At 64.5% G+C, this 1,531-nt stretch carries 1 protein-coding gene; it reads left to right on the forward strand.

Annotation, left to right across the window (positions count from 1 at the left end; translation table 11 throughout):
• Positions 1-1,495: acyl-CoA synthetase (locus tag VGH54_RS29990; protein WP_331515820.1), on the forward strand; the 1,495-nt coding region annotated here is incomplete at its 5' end.
• Positions 1,496-1,531 lie beyond the last annotated feature (36 nt).

A 1,531-nucleotide genomic window follows, 5' to 3' on the forward strand; every position in this document is an offset into this window, starting at 1 on the left:
CGGGTTGGGTTGCCACACGGAGCGATCGGCGCTGGATGGCCACGAAGTCGGGCAGGATCTTCTCGGCCTGTATGCCTACAACGGCAACGAGTTCGTCGAGGCGCTGCTGGGCGCCTTCGCCGCCCGGGTCGCACCGTTCAACGTTAATTTCCGCTACGTCAAGAGCGAGTTGCAGTATCTGCTCGCCGACTCGGGTGCAACGGCATTGATCTACCACGCCTGCTTCGCACCGCGGGTAGCCGAGGTGTTGCCGGATCTTCCGCAGCTGCGCGTCCTGATTCAAATCGCCGACGACTCGGGCAACCCGTTGCTCGACGGCGCCGTGGACTACGAGACCATCATCAACTCGGAATCCGTGACGCCCGCCATCCAGCATTCACCCGACGATTTGTACGTCCTCTACACCGGCGGCACGACCGGGATGCCGAAAGGCGTGCTGTGGCGCCAGCACGACATCTTCATGACGTCGTTCGGTGGGCGAAATCTGATGACCGGCGAGCCCACCAGCTCGCTCGACGAGATTGCGGCGAGGCTGGCCGGGGGCACCGGCATCAAGCTGATGATTCTGCCGCCGCTGATCCACGGCGCGGCGCAGTGGAGTGTGATGACGGCGATCACCACGGGCCAAACCGTCGTCTTCCCTTCAGTTGTCGATCATTTGGACGCCGATGATGTGGTCCGCACCATCGAGCGCGAGAAGGTGATGACCGTGACGGTGGTCGGCGATGCGATGGTGCGGCCCCTGGTCGCCGCCATCGAGAAGGGCATCGCGGATGTGTCGTCGTTGGCCGTGGTCGCCAACGGCGGGGCGCTGCTGACGCCATACATCAAGCAACGCCTGATCGAGGTTCTCCCGAACGCGATCGTCGTCGACGGCGTCGGCTCGTCGGAGACCGGTGCGCAGATGCACCACATGTCGACGTCGGGAGCCGTGTCGACGGGCACCTTCAATGCCGGACCCGATACCTTCGTCGCCGCCGAAAACCTCGAGTCGATCCTGCGACCGGGTCACGACGGCATCGGCTGGCTCGCCCAACGGGGCTACGTACCACTGGGTTACAAGGGCGACGCCGCCAAAACAGCGGCCACCTTCCCGATGATCGACGGCGTGCGTTACGCGGTGCCCGGTGACCGGGCCCGCCATCGCACCGACGGCTGCATCGAGCTGTTGGGCCGCGATTCGGTGACGATCAACTCCGGCGGCGAGAAGATCTTCGTCGAAGAGGTCGAGACGGCGATCGCGTCCCATCCCGCGGTGACCGACGTGGTCGTCACCGGACGGCCCAGCGAGCGATGGGGCCAGGAAGTCGTCGCCGTCGTTGCGCTCGCCGATGACGCTCGTGCCGAGGCTGTTGAGTTAATCGACCATGCCGCACAGACATTGGCGAGATACAAGCTGCCGAAGGCGATTGTGTTCCGGGACACGATCGAACGCAGTCCCTCAGGCAAGGCCGACTATCGTTGGGCCCGCGAGCAAGCGGTAAACGGAGCATAGAGATGAGTGACGACGGCGTGCGGGCCGCCCTACAAC

The sequence above is a fragment of the Mycobacterium sp. genome (genome assembly GCF_036488105.1).
In the GTDB taxonomy this organism is placed as follows: domain Bacteria; phylum Actinomycetota; class Actinomycetes; order Mycobacteriales; family Mycobacteriaceae; genus Mycobacterium.